The following is a 15,468-nucleotide window of genomic DNA, read 5'->3' as shown; positions in this document are numbered from 1 at the left end:
GCAGCCTACGGAAGCCGGTCATCCCGGCGCAGGGCACCCCGCACCCGGGCGATCCGGATACCGCCGGGGAGGTGCACCGACCCCTGTCCGCGCCAGCGGGTGACGAGCGCGTCCAGCGCGTCGACGTGGGCGGCGGACAGCGTTCCGGGCGGCGCGCCCAGTTCGATCGCCCAGCGGCGGAGCACCCGGCCACGCAGGGCCCGATGGGCGTCGGCGAGGGCTCGGACGGTGAGCCCGCCGTCGGCGGACGCGTCCTCGTGGAGCTCGGCCGCGAGCGAATCGAGCAGCTCAGCGTCGGCGCGGAGAAGGGCGGCGGTACGGGCAAGACCCGCCACCAGGCCGCCGCCGGCGGCCTCCTCGAGCGTGGGGAGCAGCGCCCGCACGCGGGACCGGGCGTAGGCCGGGTCGACGTTGTGGGGGTCGTGCCAGACCGGGAGGTCCTCGGCGGCCCCGTGGACGAGGGCCCGGGGCAGGTCCAGCAGCGGACGCCGGTAGACGCCGCGTACCGGCGCCATTCCGGCCGCCGAGCGGGCCCCGGACCCCCGGGCGAGCCCGAGCAGCACGGTCTCGGCCTGGTCGTCGGCGGTGTGGCCGAGCAGCACCGCGGCCGCTCCGTGCTCGGCGGCCACGGCGCCGAGGGCCTCGTACCGGGCGTGCCGGGCCGCGGCCTCCGGGCCGCCCGCGGTGCCGACCGCCACCCGCACCGCCACCGAGGGCTCGAGCCCCAGCTCCGTCCCCCAGGTCGCGACCTCGGCGGCCCGCTCGGCCGACCCGGCCTGCAGCGCGTGGTCGACCGTCACCAGCCCGGCCCGCAGGCCCGCCCGCGGCGCCTCGAACGCCGCGGCCGCGGCCAGCGCGGCCGAGTCGGGGCCACCCGAGCACGCGACCAGCGCCAACGACCCGACCGGCAGAGCACGCAGCGCGCCCCGGACCGCCACCCGGACGGCTGCGACCGCCGGCGGTGGCCCGACCACGGCGACCTAGTTCGGGGACACGGTGGGGCCGACCACCCGAGCCACCCAGGCGTCCGGGTCGGCGATCTCCCCCGGGCGCGGCAGCGTCTCCGGCGACGTCCAGATCAGGTTGAAGCCGCCCATGCCGACCCGCTCGACCACCTCGGCCACGAACTTCCGGCCCTCGGCGTACTGGCGCATCTTGACCTCGATGCCGAGCAGGCGCCGGACCAGCTTGTCGAGCGGGTTGCGGGCCGCGCGGCGCTGGTTGAACCGGGCCCGGATGCTCTCCACGGTCGGCACGACGTCGGGCCCGACGCCGTCCATCACGAACTCGGCGTGGCCCTCGACGAGCGTCATCAGCGCGGTGAGCCGGTCGACGACGGCACGCTGCGCCGGCGTCTGCACGAGGTCGAGCACCGACGCCTTCGAGTCGGGGTTGCGTACCGAGTCCGCGAGCGCCGAAATGCCGTTGCGGACGCGGTCCGCGAGCGCTTCGGGGTCGAGGTCGGTGGCGTCGACGAACGCGCTGACCTCGGAGAGGAAGTGGTCGCGCAGCCACGGGACGGCGGTGAACTGGGTCCGGTGGGTCACCTCGTGCAGGCAGACCCAGAGGCGGAAGTCGGTCGGGTCGACGCCGAGCTTGCGCTCGATCTCGACCACGTTCGGTGCGACGAGCAGCAGCCGCCCCGGAGCGCCGGAGAAGACCTCGTACTGACCGAGCACCTTGCTGGAGAAGAACCCGAGGATGGTGCCGACCTGGACGCCGGTGGCCTTCTGCCCGACGACCTTCACCGCGGTGCCGACCGGCCCGAACGCCGTCGGCTTCGGCGGGGACGCGGCCTGGAGCTTCTCGATGACCGGGTCCATCACGACCTGCAGGCCCTCGACGTTCGTCCGCACCCAGTCGGTGCGGTCGACGACCTGCACCGGCGGGTGGTCCACCCGGGCCGACAGCCCGGTGTAGTTCGCGACGTGCTGCTCCGCGACGTCGGTGAGGCGCCGTAGTTCGAGCACCACGTCCGCGGCTTCGGTGACGCTCACCCGCGGGCCACCACCGGTAAGCGTCGCGGCGGTGGAGACCGCCAGATCCCAGTCCACCATCTGCGTCATCTCTTCACGGTACGGGTGAATCGCACGTACCGCCCAACGGTCATCTGCGCCCACCCCTACTTGCAGCCGCACTTGGCGAGGGTCGCCGCGATCTGGTCGAGCGCGGCCTCCGCGCTGTCGGTACCGCCGTTCGGCACGCCGTTGGCCACCGCGGCGAACGTCAGGATCCGGCCTTCGACCGTGATGGTCATCCCGGCCAGCGAACTCACGCCGGAGAGCGTCCCGGTCTTGGCCCGGACGATGCCGACGCCGGCCGTGGCCGAGTTGCCACCGAAGCGGTCGGCGAGCGTGCCGCTGTAGGACGCCACCGGCAGCCCCGCCAGCAGCGTCCGCAACTGGGGGTGCTCGGTGCCGACGGCCTTGGCCAGCAGCGACGTCAGCAGGTTGGGGGTGAGGCGGTTGAGTCGGGAGAGCCCGCTGCCGTCACGCAGTCCGTACCCGGCCGTGTCGATGCCGGCCTCGTCGAGCACGGCCTTCCGCGCCTGGGTGCCGCCGTCGAACGTCGCCGGGAGGCCCTTCTTGACGGCGGTCAGACGCAGCATCGCCTCGGCGATCACGTTGTCGGACTCGGTGAGCATCGCGTCGACGATGTGCGAGAGCGGCGGCGACTGCAGTTCGGCGACCGACTCGGCACCCTCCGGGGCCGTGCCCTGGACGACCTCGGCGTCGCCGGCGCCCAGCAGGCCGGCGAACCGCTGACCGACGAACAGGTCGGGGGTGAGCGTGCGGTCGCCCTCGTGGTCGGGGGTCGGCTCGACCCGCGCGCCGTTCGCAGTGAGCGCGTTCACGTGGGCCGAGTAGTTGCCCGAGATGATGTCGTCGTCCCAGCCGGGGCCGACGGTCGGACCGCTGAACAGCGTGCCGTCGACGACGATCCTGGTGACCGGCGCTCCGTTGAGCGCGGTCTTGACGTCTTTCGCGAGCACGTCGAGCCGCGCCGAACCGGGGTAACTCATCTTCTCGCCGAACGCGAGCGTCGGATCGCCGCCGCCGACGATCACGATCTCACCCTCCGTAGCGCCCTTGACCACCTTCGTGGTCAACCGGTGCGCCGGGCCGTACGCCAACAGCACCCCGGCCGCAGTGACGGTCTTTGTCGTTGAGGCCGGAGTGACCGGTGTGTCAGCATTTCTGCTGAACAGAGTGGTCCCGTTTTCCGCGTCACGCACGGACACGGCTACGCTGGAGCCCAGCCGGGAGTCCGTGAGCAGGGCGGACAGCGCAGTGGTGAGTCCGGCCTCGGTAGGTGGCTCCGCGGAGTCGTCGTCCGGGGTCAAAACTGCTGGTGGATCGGTAAATACCGGTCCGGCGGCGACGGCGGGGACGAGTACCCCGTCGCGCCCACTGTTCACCTCGCTCGCGCCACCGCGCGCGAACCACAGCAGGTCTGTCACCAGCACGGTGGCGAGGACCCAGCAGAGGGTGAGCCACAGCACAGAGTGGCGGCCGATCCGCATATCCTCCCCAAGGACTGGTTCCCGACCTGCGAGACACTAGTCGTAATCAGTGCCCGACCCGGTGAGGAGTCCATCCCGTGGAGTTCGACGTCACGATCGAGATCCCGAAGGGTCAGCGAAACAAGTACGAGGTCGACCACGAGACCGGGCGCATCCGCCTGGACCGGATTCTCTTCACGGCGACCCAGTACCCCGCTGACTACGGGTTCATCGAGGAGACGCTCGGCCAGGACGGCGACCCGCTGGACGCGCTGGTCCTCCTGCAGGAGCCGACGTTCCCCGGTTGCCTGATCCGCGCCCGCGCGATCGGCATGTTCCGGATGAAGGACGAGAAGGGCCCGGACGACAAGGTCCTCTGCGTCCACGCGAACGACCCGCGCCAGGAGCACCTGCGCGACATCCACCACCTGCCGGAGTTCGACCGGCTCGAGATCCAGCACTTCTTCACGGTGTACAAGGACCTCGAGCCCGGTAAGTCCGTCGAGGGTGCGCAGTGGGTCGGGCGGGCCGAGGCCGAGCGCGAGATCGAGCTGTCCCGCAAGCGCGCCGCCGACGCCGGCCACGACGCCTTCACCGGCACCGGTGACGAGCACCCGCCGTCGGAGTAACTCCGCTTAGGGGATGATGCCCCGGTGACTTTCGACGCTGTACGACCGGCCGGTGATGACGAACTGGCGGGCCTCGCGGAGGTCGAGAAGGCCTCCGAGGCGCCTTTCATCGAGGCGGGCATCGCCCTGCCTCCCGAATACATGTCCCAGGACGAGCTGCGCAAATGCGCGATCGTCCTGGTGGCTCCGGGCCCGTCGGGTGCGCCGGTCGGATTCGCGGCGGTCGACGCCGTGGACGGCGCGGCGCACCTGTCGCAGTTATCCGTGGACGCGGCCTACGGTCGCCAGGGCCACGGGCGCGGGTTGCTCGCCGCGGTGATCGGCTGGGCCCGCCGCGGCGGGTTCCCGGCGGTCACGTTGACGACGTTCCGCGACGTTCCGTGGAACGGCCCGTTCTACCGGCGGTACGGGTTCGTCGAACTCGACGAGGCCGACCTCACGCCGGGCCTGCGCGAGGCCCGCGACCACGAGATCGCCATGGGCCTCGACGAGCTGTCCCCCCGCTGCGCCATGCGCCGCCCGTTACGAGCGGGCTAGCGCTTTGGGTTCTGACCTGGAGCCCGCCCAGGGCAACGCTGCCAGTCGAGCGCGAATCCGCCGCGTACACATGCGTACTCAAGGGTTCGCGCTCGCCTGGCAGCGTTGTTCTGGGCGGGCCGCCCACTAAGAGCTGAAGGGGCCGCCTAGGGTGCCGCCGCCGTCGACGACGAGCACGGCGCCGGTGGTCCAGGAGCTGGCGTCGCTGGCCAGGAACAGGGCGGCGTTCGCGATGTCCGTGGGCTGGCCGAGTCGCTGCAGCGGCCACGGGTACTTGGCGTCGTCCCCGGCGCCCTCCCAGAGCGCTCGCGCGAAGTCGGTCTTCACCAGGCCGGGCGCCAGCACGTTGACCCGGACGTTCGGCCCCACCTCGGTCGCCAGCTGCTGCGACAGGAACACCAGCGCCGACTTCGTGACGCCGTAGATCGCGAGCGGCCCGCCCGGACGCAGCCCGTCGATGCTCGAGATGTTGATGACCGAGCCGCCGTGCTCCTTCATCCAGCCCCGGTACGCGGCCTGCGTCCACACCAGCGGGCCGCGCAGGTTCACCTCGAACGTCTTGTCCCAGGCCCGGATCTCGGCGTCGATGACCGGCCCCATGTACGGGTTGGTCGCCGCGTTGTTCACCAGGACGTCGAGCCGGCCGAACCGCTCGATCGTCTCGGCGACGACACGCTCGGCGTCCTCCGCCTTGCCGGCGTGGGCGGCGATCGCGTGCACCGACTCGGGCGCGCCGATCTCCGCGGCCGCCTTCTCCAGCCCCTCGGGCCTGCGCGCGGTGATGACGACCTTCGCGCCGGCGTCGACGTAGGTCTTGGCGATCGCGGCACCGATGCCGCGGGAGGCGCCGGTGACGACGGCCACGCGCCCTTCCAGGTTGATGTCCACGGGGCTCCTCATTAGCGGGACGGGTCGAGAACGAGCTTGCCGACGGTGCTGCGCGAACGCAGAGCTTCGTGTGCTTTCCGAGCCTCCGAGAGAGCGAACTCCCCGCCGGGAACGGCGCGCAGCGTGCCCTTCGCGACCATCTCGAACAGCTCGGCGATCGCCGGGCGCAGCACGTCGCCGGGCAGCAGGAACGCGTGCGCGAGCCACATACCGGCGACGGTCGTGGAGTGCCCGAGCAGGTTGCGCAACTCGATCGGGCTCGGCTGCTCCCGGCTAGCCATGCCGTAGAACGCCAGCCGGCCGAACGGCGCGAGCGCGCGGAGGCTCTGGTCGGTGACCCGTCCCCCGGTCATGTCGAGCACGACGTCGACCCGCTGTCCGCCGTTCGCCTCGCGCAGCGCAGCGGTCATGTCCTCGGACCGGGAATCGATCGCCACGTCGGCGCCGAGTTCCCGGGCGAGCTCACGCTTCTCGTCGCTGGACGCGGTGGCGATCACGCGCCCGGCTCCCCAGGCCTTGGCCAGCTGCACGGCCAGCGACCCGACGCCACCGGCCGCCGCGTGCACCACGACCGACTCGCCGGGGTTCAGCACGGCACTGCGACGCAGCAGCAACCACGCCGACGCGCCCTGCACCACCATCGCCAGCGCGGTCGTGTCGTCGATGCCTTCCGGCACGTCGAACGAGAGCCCGGGCTCGACGAGCGCCTTCTCGGCGTATCCGCCGCCGCCGGCGAGCAGCGACACGATTCGGCGTCCGTCGGCCAGCCGCCCCACGACCTCGGCTCCTGGCACCATCGGCAGCGACGACGCGGCCAGGTACGAGTTCTCGGCCTGGTGCGTGTCGGCGTAGTTCACGCCGGCCCTGGAGACGTCCAGGAGCTGGGCGTTACCCGACGCGACGGGGTCGGGCAGCTCGGCCGGAACCAGCACCTCGGGGCCGCCGAACGACGTGATCCGGATTGCGCGCATGTCAGGCCTCTCCCAAGCTCGTCTGCACCGACGCGTCCGCGGACGGCGCTTTGTCGCCGGCCGGCGTACGCGGCCCCGGCACGTTCCGGAACGCGAACGGCTCAGCCGGGCGTCCCACCTGCACGTACCAGGCCTCGCCGGTGCCGTCGCCGGCCAGGATCGAGTCGAACGCGGCCACGACGTCGGCGACGTCGAGCAGCGGCACGCCCGCGCCGATCAGCGCGTCACGCACGTTCGTGATGATCGCTGTCTCGGCGAACGACGGGCAGAGCGCGTTCACCCGGATGTTGTCGGCGGTGTAGAGCGGGCCGAGCGCCCGCACCAGCCCGACGACCGCGGCCTTGTTGGCGCCGTAGATGGGGTCGAACGGCACCGCGGTGAGGCCGGCCAGGCTCGCGGTCGCGACGATGTCGCCACCACCGCGGGCCTTCAGCGCGGGGAGCGCGGCGTGCGCGCCGTAGACGACACCGTCCAGGTTTATCGACATCACCCGCCGGTAGGCCTCGGGCGAGAACCCCTCTTCGAGCGCGAATCCGGTCGCGACACCGGCGTTGAGGAACGCCAGGTCGAGGCCGCCGAACGCCTCGGTGGCCGCGGCGACGGCGTCCAGGCTGTCCGACGGCGACGTCACGTCGCAGCGCTTGAACAGCCCGCCGATCTCGGACGCCACGGCCGAACCGCCGGATTCGTCGACGTCGGTGACCAACACCCGGTACCCCTGCGAAGCCAACCGCCGCGAGACCGCGGCACCGATGCCGCTCGCTCCACCGGTCACCCAGGCCGCCTTGGCCATACGAGCCTCCCTTGGTCGGCGTCCCCTATTAACTTACTGACTCGTCGGTTACTTTAGAGCCACTTCGAGGATCGGGAGTTCTGATGGATTTCGAGCCCAGCCCGAAAGCGCAGGAGTACATCGACCGCCTGACCGCGTTCATGGACTCGCACGTCCACCCGGCCGAACCCGTCTACGAGTCCCAGCGTGAAGAGCTGATCGCCGCCGGGCAGCCGCACGCGCTCCCGCCGATCGTCGAGGACCTCAAACGCGAGGCGCGGGCCCGTGGCCTCTGGAACCTGTTCCTGCCCGACGTCTCCGGCCTCACCCAGCTGGAGTACGCGCCGCTGGCCGAGATCACCGGGCGCTCGCCGCAGCTCGCCCCCGAGGCGATCAACTGCGCCGCGCCCGACACCGGCAACATGGAGCTGCTGCACCTGTTCGGCACCGACGAGCAGAAGAAGCAGTGGCTCGAACCTCTGCTCGACGGCGAGATCCGCAGCTGCTTCGGGATGACCGAGCCCGACGTCGCCAGCTCGGATGCCCGCAACATCAGCACGAGCGTCGTCCGCGACGGCGACGACTACGTGATCAACGGTCGCAAGTGGTGGACCAGCGGCGCCGCCGACCCGCGCTGCAAGGTCATGATCCTGATGGGCAAGACCGACCCGGACGGCCCGACCTACGCCCAGCAGTCGATGATCCTGGTCCCGATGGACTCCCCCGGTCTGGAGGTCGTCCGCGACCTGTCGGTCTTCGGCTACCACGACCAGCACGGGCATTGCGAGATCAGGCTGACCGACGTGCGGGTTCCGGTCACGAACCTGCTCGGCGAGGAGAACGGCGCGTTCGCGCTGGCCCAGAAGCGGCTGGGGCCCGGCCGGATCCACCACTGCATGCGGGCGATCGGTATGGCCGAGCGCGCTCTGGACGCCATGTGCCGCCGCGCCGTCTCGCGGGTCGCGTTCGGCAAGGAACTGGCCCGGCAGGGTGTCGTTCAGCAGTGGATCGCCGAGTCGCGGATGGCGATCGAACAGGCCCGCCTGCTCACGCTCAAGACCGCCTGGCTGATCGACAAGAAGGGCTTCCAGGCCGCGCGCACGGAGGTGGCCGCGATCAAGGTCGTGGTGCCGCAGATGGCGGTCTCGGTGCTCGACAAGGCGATCCAGGTCCACGGCGGTGGCGGCGTCAGCGGCGACTTCCCGCTGGCCCGGTCGTACGCGGGCCTGCGGACGCTCCGCCTTGCCGACGGCCCGGACGAGGTGCACATCATGTCGGTCGCGCGTACCGAACTGGCCCCCTACCTGGGCAAGTGAGGCGGCGGCTCACCTCGGCTTCGCGCCGGGAACAGCTCCTGTCGGTCGCACTCGACGAGTTCGGGCGGCGCGGCTTCCACCTGACCCAGATGGAGCACGTCGCCGCCGCGGCCGGCGTCTCGAAGGGACTGCTGTACCAGCACTTCGAGTCGAAGGAAGAGCTGTTCTCGGCGGTCACGTCGTCGATCGTGGAGGGTCTTTCGGTCCAGCTGCACGAGGCCACCAAGCCCGGTGACCCGGGGTTGGAGCGCATGCGTGTGCTGGTGAGGACGCTGTTCGACTTCGCGACCGACCAGCCGAGCGCGTGGGCGGTGATGATCCGGCACTTCGACAAACCCGAGGTCGGCGACGAACTGCAGGGCGTCCGCGACGATCTGGGCGCGATCATCGTCGACCTGATGCTGTTGAACCGGCGGAACAACCCGACGCGGCTGGCCGCGGCGGAGCCGGTGGTGACGCTGTTCGCGCCGATCGTGACCGGCGGGTTGATGTCGCTGATCTCGTGGTGGCTCGACCATCCCGAGGTGGCTCGCGAGCGGGCCGAGACGATGGCCGTGGAGTTCCTCTGGCTCGGGCTCGAACGGATCAGGGCAGGCGAGCGCCTGCCCTGATCCCGGCTCAGCCGATCTTGTCGCCGGCAGCCTCGGTGGCGGCACCGGTGCCGGCCGCCGCCTTCTTCACCGACGTGCGAGCGGCCTTGACCTGCGACTTGGCGGTCTTGGTCTGCTCGACCGCAGCCTGGGTCGCCGGGTCCTTGCGGATGCCGGAGACGAGCTTCTCGCCCCGGTCGGCGAACTCGCCGTAGGTCTCGTTGACCTTGCCCTGCAGGTCGTTCAGCTGCGCGCGCAGGTTCTGCGGCAGCTTCTGCAGGTCGGCGACCTGGCTGCGGAGCGCCTCGACGACCGCGCCCTGGTAGCGCGGGATCGCCCGGAGCTGCGCCACGGCGTAGTCGGCGGCACCGACCGCGCTGTAGAGGCCGCGCTTGGCGTCCGGGAGCGCGAACTTCACGTCGCCGGTGGCCTCGACGGTGTTGCCGGTCTTGGTGGTCTGGGTCTTGGCAGTAGCCATGACGACTTCTCCCTGGAAGGAATGTTCCGGGCAAGAGAGCTGCGCTCAGGCAGTCGGCGCGCTGGCTTCGTTCTCGCGCCGGAACGAGTGGTAGATCTCGAGCAGGATTTGCTTCTGCCGGTCGGTGAGGTGCTCGTCCGCATCGATCGCGGACGCCGTTACCCCCGGAGCCGCGTCGGTGCGCACCCCGTCGGGGCTCTCGAGCAGCCCCGCGTGGACGTACAGGGTTTCCGCGGAGATCCGCAGCGCTTTCGCGATCTGCTGCAGGATCTCGGCCGACGGCTTGCGGAGCCCGCGTTCGATCTGGCTGAGGTACGGGTTACTGATGCCGGCCTGTTTCGCCAGCTGCCGGAGCGAGATCTGCGACCCGTTCCGCTGCTCACGAATGAACTCGCCGAGCGAGCGGACCGCGTCCTGCGGCGACTTGAGCGAAGTCATGACCTCGCCCCCTCACCGGCTCGATCTTCTCCGACGTCACCCAGCCTAGGTCGAGTGCTAGCTAGTAGCAAGCACTTCCGCTAGCACTCGTCGGTGGCGCTGCCCACACTCTCCCGCAGCGCGGACAACACGGCGCGGGCGGCGTGGTCGGCCATCCGGAACGGTGCGGCGTTGGTGCGGGGCCGGGCGAACGCGGCCGCACCGCGCGAGCTGGTGTACCAGCCGAGCGCGAACCGACGTGGATGCTCGCGACCGTGGTCGTCGACGACCTGGTAGCTCCGGTTCGTGCGCAGGCGCCCGGTGGAGACGGTGTCGACGACTTCCTCGACGCCCTGGCCGGTCGCCAGCAGATCACGCAGCAACTCGTCGGCGGTGGCGGCGATCGTCGGCCTCGGCAGCCGGGCCTCGACGAGCGCGTCGGCCTCTGTCTCGCCGGGTACGGCCGGGGAGCAGGCCCGGAACTGCCCGTCGACGCCGTCGAACCGCACGTCGGGTCCGAGGAAGCGCACGACGCCTGCACGGGAGAGCGCGAGCAACTGGTCGAGCCGGAAACCGGGCGGGCCGCTGGCGAGGAAACTGAAGAACCCGTGCCACCACCCGTCCAGCTCCTCGACCTGGCTGCGGCCGGTCAGCTGCTTCTGGGCCAGCACGCGGGGCAGCTGGCCGTAGATCGACAGCAGCGCGAGGAACGCGCCCAGATCCGCGCTGTGGGCAGCGTCGTTCCGCCGCGCGACGTCGGCCTCGATGTAGGTCCGTAACGCGACCTGCACGGCGTCGTCGTCGGCGAAGGTGGTGTTCGTGAACGGGCGGTCGAGCCGGTCGAGGTCGAGCCGGTCCTCCTCGGCCGGAACGGCCGAAGCCACCAGGTCGACGCGCGCGGCGCTGTACCAGGCTGCGTCCGTGTACGCGGCGGCGAAATCGTCCCAGGGGAGCGCGGTGCGTTCGGGGTGCCCGGCGAAGAGCTCGTGGTAGTAGCCCCAGCCGATCTCCTTGGCGATCAACGGCCAGACGTCACGACGGAACTCGAGCGGGCCGTCGGGGAGCGCGTCGATCTGCTCCTGGCCGAAGTGTCTCGGGAGCGGTGGCGGCGGTCCGACCAGGCGATAGCCGGTTTTGGCGTGGTACGGGACGCCTCGCCCGGAGCCGACGTGGATTCTCGGCTCGTGGCCCGACGGGACGTAACCGCCGTTCTCGAATCGGCCGCCGCGCCCCTCGGTGAGGAGCACGACGAGGTCGACGAAGGCCAGGCCGAGGCCGCGCACCAGCACGTCCTGGCCGGGCTTCAACGCGCTGAGGTCCAGGTCGGCGGTGTAGGCCGGGGGGACGTAGGTGAGCCCGTGCGCGTCCGCGTAGGCGGCGAGCCGGGCCGACTCGCCGGTCGGCCGGGCGTCGAGGTGGCCGAGCGCGAGCACGACCACGTCGGCTTCGAGTCGCTGCCGGCTCGCGAGGTGGACGATCTGACCGCTCGGGCCGTCCTCGACGCGGATGGCGCGGTCCCGTCGGACCTCGATGCGGACGTTCGCGGGCGCCGACGCGCGGACCCGGTCGAACACCCAGGTGAGATAACCGCTCTGCACGGTGCGGCTGACGAACGAGCGGCCCTCGACGTCGGGCGCGCCGGCCTCGCCGGCCCACTCGTGCAGCGCGGGGCCGGGGGCGAGCGGGCCTTCCACCTGCACGGACTCGTCGGGGAACATCGTGACGTCCTCGGCCATCGAGTTCATCAGCAGCAGCGGGGACTGATCGGCGCGCCAGACGCGGCCCGCGCCCGGCGGGTGCGGATCGACGAACGTGATCAGGAGCGGTTCCTCGAGGACGCCGGGCGCGCTGGCGATGAGGCGTTCGAGCAGGCCGGTCGCGCCGGGACCGGCGCCGACCACGACGAGTCGTTTGGTCATCACGCCCCCTTCTCCTACCTGGATAGTAGGCAGGATCTTCCGAGATCGGCCAGATCAGCCCTTGACCCTCACGCGGCGTGAGTCCTTAGCGTCCTTGTCATGAGTTGGTCGGTAGGACAGGTCGCCAAGGAAGCCGGCGTCACGGTGCGGACCCTGCACCACTACGACGAGATCGGACTTCTCACCCCCAGCGAGCGCACGAACACCGGTTACCGCCGGTACTCGTACGTGGACCTGGAGCGACTGCAACGCATTCTCGCCTACCGCCAGCTCGGGTTCGGACTGGAGGAAATCGCGGCGATCCTGGACGACAGCTCCGTGGATCCGATCGATCACCTCCGGCGGCAGCACGCGCTGCTGACCGGAAAGATCGAGGAGCTGCAACAGATGGTCGCCGCCGTCGAGAAAACGATGGAGGCCAGGAAAATGGGCGTTTCGCTCAATCCGCAGGAGATGTTCGAGGTGTTCGGCGAGAACGACCCCACCCAGTACGAGGACGAGGTACGCGACCGCTGGGGCGACACCGACGCGTACCGGCAGTCGCAGCGCCGGACCGCGACGTACACGAAAGACGACTGGCTGGCGATCAAGGAGGAGGCGGCCGGAAACCTCGCCGATTTCCAGCGGTTGTTCCTCGCCGGCGTTCCCGCCGATTCACCGGACGCGATGGACGTGGCCGAAGCGCACCGCCAGCACATCACCCGGTGGTTCTACGACTGCGGTTACGACATCCACCGCGGTCTCGGCACGATGTACGTCGAGGACGAGCGTTTCACGCGCCACTACGACACGGAAAAGCCGGGACTCGCCACCTATGTCCGCGACGCGATTCACGCGAACGCTACCCGCGCCGGTAAGTAATCCGACAGAAGTGCCACCACGCGCCGCCTAGCGTCGGAAGTGCGGCGAGAGGGGCGCGTGGTGGCTTGGTGGAAGAGCATTTTCGGTGGCAGATCCTTTGTTGACAACACCATCGTCGGCGTGGCCGACGCCGCCCTGAAGACCGACGTCGAGGCCGGCCGCAACGAACTGCTGCGGGTCAACAGCGTGCTACGCGCCGACCTCGAACGGTTACGGGTACACGCAGGCACGGGACCGATGAACACCGTGTTGTTACGGGCCGCGCAGAACGTCGAGGCGTTCGGTTCGGCCGGCTTCGCCGGAGGTCGGCACCTGTTCCGGGCCACCGAGGCGATGGCCGAAGCAGGCCGGTTGATCGCGCCGACCGGCCGACCGCCCTGCCTGTTCAACCCGATGCACGGACCGGCCACCGCGGAAGTCACCTGGACGCCGGGCGAGAGCATGCCGCGCCGCGTTCCGGTCTGCGACGAGGACTCGGTACGGATCACGACCGGGCAGGCACCGGACGTCCGCCTGGTGCCGACCGACTTCGGATTGAAGCCGTACTACTCGGCCGGCCGGCTCTACGCGGACTGGATCCTGGGTTGGTATTCCGGCTCGCAGGCCAATCTGACCCTCGAGCTGTTGGCAGGCACCGACCTCGGCGCTCATTTGCCGGAACGCATTCAGAGTCGGTGACACTCGCACGTCAGGGAAGGCGAAGTTCCAGCATTTTTGTCAGTATTTGAGCCATGCAATGGCGTCGAGACCTATGGTTGGCGATCCTCACGATCGGCACGGTCGCTTTTGTCGTGGGAGAACGCATCCTGTCGACGTCGGACGAACCGGGCCTGGTCACCCCCGTGCTGGTGATCGGGGCCATGACCGCACCGATGGCGTTCTACGCGGCGTGCCGCGGCCTGCATTTCACCGTGCCGACGTGGGTGGTGGTCGCCTCGATGGCGATCGCCGCCGCGCTCGGGTCGGTGATGAGCGGGCTGCTCGGGTACTACGCGCTGGCCGACCTGGGTCCGGTCGCGACGGTGGCGGTGTCGCTGGTCGAGGAGTCGGTGACGCTGCTCGTGCCGCTGGCCGCACTGTTCGCGCTGCCGACACGGCGGGCTTCCGACGGTCTGCTGGTGGGCGCCGCGGCCGGCGGGGGGTTCGCGGTCGCGCAGACCGTCGGGTATCTGGTGACCCTGCCGAGCGTGGTGGGGCCGGCTGCGCACGACGTGCTGGTGCGGGGGCTGTTGGCACCGGCCGCACAGTTGGCGTGGGGTGCGATCACGGCGTTGGCGCTGTGGCTCGCGGCGCAGGAGCACTGGAACGGGCGGTCGCTGCGCCGTCTGGTGCTGGCGATCACGGGGGTCGTGGCGCTGCACGCGCTTTGGGAAGGTGTGCACGGCGTACCGGGGCGTCTGTTGCTCACGGTTCTGAGTGGTGTGTTGCTGGGATGGGTGGTCGTGCGCACGGTGGCGCGCCGAGGGGTGTCGACGAGGGTTCTTTCTCGGTCTGGGGTTTCTTCGGCACGGGTTGGGGCCGGGGGAAAGCCTGGTAGCGCCCCGGCGAAACCAGGCAGTGCCGGGTCACATCCAGGCGGTGCCGGAGCACATCCAGGCGGTGCCGGGACGCGGCCGGACGGTTCCGGGGCTCGGCCGGATGGCGCTGGAGTGGGGTCGGGTGGTGCTGGGGCGAAGTCTGGCCGTGGGATGCCGGGTGGTGCTGGGGTGCGGTCCGGCGGTGCTGGAGTGGCGCATCGGGCCGAGGTGAAGGCTGATGGCGCGGGCGGGGCAGAGCCGGGTGGCGCCGGGGTGGCGCCCAGGGCTGGGGGTGCTGCGGCGCCGGTGGAGGGCCGGGAAGCCGTTGGCGCGCCGGCCGGCACCGTCGCAGGCGGCACCGTCGCAGGCGGCACCGTCGCAGGCGGCACCGTCGCAGGCGGCACCGTCGCAGGCGGCACCGTCGCAGGCGGCACCGTCGCAGGCGGCACCGTCGCAGGCGGCACCGTCGCGGCCGGCACCGTGGCAGGCGGGGCGACGTCGGGGATGGCCGCCGCCGTGGCGTCCGAGCACGCTGTTGTCGAGGCGCCGCTGAGGACTGCCGGCGGTGCGGTTGTCGCCGAGTTGACGCTCACGGACGCCCACTCCGCCGTCGAGACGCTGGTGGACGCCGAAGTGGCTCCCGAACCCACCCACACCGTTGCCAACGAGACGCTCGGCGCTGTCGAGTCGACAGATGCGGCCCTCCCAGCCGTCACTCCGGTAACAGAGGTGAACACCGAACCGCTTCAGGCGCCGCTCACCGGGTTGGCGGAGGGAGAGTGGGAGCAGACTCTCCCAGCCGGTTCCACCGACATCCCGGCCGCAGAGCACCCGGCGGTGAACGCCCAAGAGCCACGCTCGACGGCGCCACCAACCCCGAAGAAGCCACGCTCCACCGCGCCCCGCACAACACCCCGAACCCCGGACGAACCGCTCCCGACCGCGCCACGCACCGCGAGCAAACCACTCTCGGACGCGCCACGCACCGCGGAGAAACCACACCCGACCGCGCCACGCACTGCGGACAAACCGCTCTCGGACGCGCCACGAACCGCGAAGGCGCCGCGCTCG

16 protein-coding genes and 1 pseudogene are annotated in these 15,468 nt (G+C 70.8%); 7 read left to right on the top strand and 10 right to left on the bottom strand.

Features of this window, described 5'->3' with window-relative positions; genetic code table 11:
• Positions 1 to 5: 5 nt before the first annotated feature.
• Genes tilS through dacB form a run of 3 tightly spaced genes read right to left on the bottom strand, consistent with a single transcriptional unit; the run spans position 6 to position 3,523 of the window.
• Positions 6 to 974 carry a tRNA lysidine(34) synthetase TilS gene (gene tilS, locus CRYAR_RS01930; protein ID WP_035847959.1) on the bottom strand — a complete coding sequence of 323 codons (969 nt, stop codon included), beginning with the start codon at positions 972 to 974 and terminating at the stop codon, positions 6 to 8.
• A gap of 6 nt (positions 975 to 980) precedes the next feature.
• Entirely contained in the window at positions 981 to 2,066 is a 1,086-nt protein-coding gene (locus tag CRYAR_RS01925) for a zinc-dependent metalloprotease (protein WP_035847957.1), read from the bottom strand.
• 56 nt (positions 2,067 to 2,122) lie between these two features.
• Positions 2,123 to 3,523 carry a D-alanyl-D-alanine carboxypeptidase/D-alanyl-D-alanine endopeptidase gene (dacB, locus tag CRYAR_RS01920; RefSeq protein WP_035847955.1) on the bottom strand — a complete coding sequence of 467 codons (1,401 nt, stop codon included), beginning with the start codon at positions 3,521 to 3,523 and terminating at the stop codon, positions 2,123 to 2,125.
• Between the two features lie 77 nt (positions 3,524 to 3,600).
• Here dacB and CRYAR_RS01915 point away from each other — a divergent pair, with 77 nt between their 5' ends.
• Positions 3,601 to 4,131: an inorganic diphosphatase gene (locus CRYAR_RS01915; protein WP_051569607.1), complete on the top strand. Its 531-nt coding sequence runs from the start codon at positions 3,601 to 3,603 to the stop codon at positions 4,129 to 4,131.
• A 24-nt stretch (positions 4,132 to 4,155) separates the two neighbouring features.
• A complete protein-coding gene (locus tag CRYAR_RS01910; protein ID WP_035847952.1) occupies positions 4,156 to 4,668 on the top strand; it encodes a GNAT family N-acetyltransferase in 513 nt (170 codons plus the stop codon).
• Between the two features lie 126 nt (positions 4,669 to 4,794).
• Here CRYAR_RS01910 and CRYAR_RS01905 read toward each other — a convergent pair whose 3' ends face one another.
• Genes CRYAR_RS01905 through CRYAR_RS01895 form a run of 3 tightly spaced genes read right to left on the bottom strand, consistent with a single transcriptional unit; the run spans position 4,795 to position 7,320 of the window.
• Positions 4,795 to 5,556 (bottom strand): SDR family oxidoreductase, encoded by a 762-nt coding sequence (locus CRYAR_RS01905; protein ID WP_211247224.1) that lies wholly within the window; start codon positions 5,554 to 5,556, stop codon positions 4,795 to 4,797.
• An 11-nt stretch (positions 5,557 to 5,567) separates the two neighbouring features.
• Positions 5,568 to 6,527 (bottom strand): quinone oxidoreductase family protein, encoded by a 960-nt coding sequence (locus tag CRYAR_RS01900; protein WP_035847948.1) that lies wholly within the window; start codon positions 6,525 to 6,527, stop codon positions 5,568 to 5,570.
• Between the two features lies 1 nt (position 6,528).
• Positions 6,529 to 7,320: an SDR family oxidoreductase gene (locus tag CRYAR_RS01895; protein ID WP_035847946.1), complete on the bottom strand. Its 792-nt coding sequence runs from the start codon at positions 7,318 to 7,320 to the stop codon at positions 6,529 to 6,531.
• Between the two features lie 83 nt (positions 7,321 to 7,403).
• Between CRYAR_RS01895 and CRYAR_RS01890 the strand changes: the two genes are divergently transcribed.
• Both CRYAR_RS01890 and CRYAR_RS01885 read left to right on the top strand, forming a co-directional pair.
• A complete protein-coding gene (locus tag CRYAR_RS01890; protein WP_035847945.1) occupies positions 7,404 to 8,615 on the top strand; it encodes an acyl-CoA dehydrogenase family protein in 1,212 nt (403 codons plus the stop codon).
• The gene (locus CRYAR_RS01885; RefSeq protein ID WP_035847942.1) at positions 8,612 to 9,226 is read left to right on the top strand and encodes a TetR/AcrR family transcriptional regulator; all 615 of its coding nucleotides are present in this window, start codon (positions 8,612 to 8,614) and stop codon (positions 9,224 to 9,226) included. The genes CRYAR_RS01890 and CRYAR_RS01885 overlap by 4 nt, the downstream gene beginning before the upstream one ends.
• A 7-nt stretch (positions 9,227 to 9,233) precedes the next feature.
• On the opposite strand, the gene CRYAR_RS01880 is transcribed toward CRYAR_RS01885, so the two are convergent.
• The 3 genes from CRYAR_RS01880 to CRYAR_RS01870 all read right to left on the bottom strand — a co-directional run bounded on the left by CRYAR_RS01880 (position 9,234) and on the right by CRYAR_RS01870 (position 12,019).
• Entirely contained in the window at positions 9,234 to 9,683 is a 450-nt protein-coding gene (locus tag CRYAR_RS01880; protein WP_035847939.1) for a hypothetical protein, read from the bottom strand.
• Positions 9,684 to 9,728: 45 nt separating this feature from the next.
• The gene (locus CRYAR_RS01875) at positions 9,729 to 10,121 is read right to left on the bottom strand and encodes a helix-turn-helix domain-containing protein (protein WP_035847936.1); all 393 of its coding nucleotides are present in this window, start codon (positions 10,119 to 10,121) and stop codon (positions 9,729 to 9,731) included.
• Positions 10,122 to 10,201: 80 nt separating this feature from the next.
• Entirely contained in the window at positions 10,202 to 12,019 is a 1,818-nt protein-coding gene (locus tag CRYAR_RS01870; RefSeq protein WP_035847932.1) for an FAD/NAD(P)-binding protein, read from the bottom strand.
• Between the two features lie 99 nt (positions 12,020 to 12,118).
• Here CRYAR_RS01870 and CRYAR_RS01865 point away from each other — a divergent pair, with 99 nt between their 5' ends.
• From CRYAR_RS01865 to CRYAR_RS51190, 3 genes and pseudogenes are all read left to right on the top strand, one after another.
• On the top strand, positions 12,119 to 12,880 hold the full coding sequence (locus CRYAR_RS01865; protein ID WP_035847929.1) for a MerR family transcriptional regulator: 762 nt from the start codon (positions 12,119 to 12,121) through the stop codon (positions 12,878 to 12,880).
• Positions 12,881 to 13,000: 120 nt separating this feature from the next.
• On the top strand, positions 13,001 to 13,558 hold the full coding sequence (locus tag CRYAR_RS01860; protein ID WP_035847926.1) for a hypothetical protein: 558 nt from the start codon (positions 13,001 to 13,003) through the stop codon (positions 13,556 to 13,558).
• A 53-nt stretch (positions 13,559 to 13,611) separates the two neighbouring features.
• A pseudogene (locus tag CRYAR_RS51190) lies at positions 13,612 to 14,307 on the top strand (PrsW family glutamic-type intramembrane protease); the annotation flags it as partial.
• Here the strand turns inward: CRYAR_RS51190 and CRYAR_RS51185 are convergent.
• A complete protein-coding gene (locus tag CRYAR_RS51185) occupies positions 14,285 to 14,809 on the bottom strand; it encodes a hypothetical protein (RefSeq protein ID WP_425389385.1) in 525 nt (174 codons plus the stop codon). The pseudogene CRYAR_RS51190 and the gene CRYAR_RS51185 sit on opposite strands and share 23 nt — an antisense overlap.
• Between the last annotated feature and the right edge of the window lie 659 nt (positions 14,810 to 15,468).

Source organism: Cryptosporangium arvum DSM 44712 (genome assembly GCF_000585375.1).
GTDB lineage: Bacteria > Actinomycetota > Actinomycetes > Mycobacteriales > Cryptosporangiaceae > Cryptosporangium > Cryptosporangium arvum.
Note: the sequence above shows the minus strand (reverse complement) of the source record. Positions and strands in the feature narration are given on the sequence as shown.

Coding starts and splice junctions, on each gene's coding strand:
- CRYAR_RS01925 (WP_035847957.1), bottom strand. CDS start 2,066: ATGACGCAGATGGTGGACTGGGATCTGGCGGTCTCCACCGCCGCGACG.
- CRYAR_RS01880 (WP_035847939.1), bottom strand. CDS start 9,683: ATGGCTACTGCCAAGACCCAGACCACCAAGACCGGCAACACCGTCGAG.
- CRYAR_RS01900 (WP_035847948.1), bottom strand. CDS start 6,527: ATGCGCGCAATCCGGATCACGTCGTTCGGCGGCCCCGAGGTGCTGGTT.
- dacB (WP_035847955.1), bottom strand. CDS start 3,523: ATGCGGATCGGCCGCCACTCTGTGCTGTGGCTCACCCTCTGCTGGGTC.
- CRYAR_RS01890 (WP_035847945.1), top strand. CDS start 7,404: ATGGATTTCGAGCCCAGCCCGAAAGCGCAGGAGTACATCGACCGCCTG.
- CRYAR_RS01875 (WP_035847936.1), bottom strand. CDS start 10,121: ATGACTTCGCTCAAGTCGCCGCAGGACGCGGTCCGCTCGCTCGGCGAG.
- CRYAR_RS01870 (WP_035847932.1), bottom strand. CDS start 12,019: ATGACCAAACGACTCGTCGTGGTCGGCGCCGGTCCCGGCGCGACCGGC.
- CRYAR_RS01895 (WP_035847946.1), bottom strand. CDS start 7,320: ATGGCCAAGGCGGCCTGGGTGACCGGTGGAGCGAGCGGCATCGGTGCC.
- CRYAR_RS01865 (WP_035847929.1), top strand. CDS start 12,119: ATGAGTTGGTCGGTAGGACAGGTCGCCAAGGAAGCCGGCGTCACGGTG.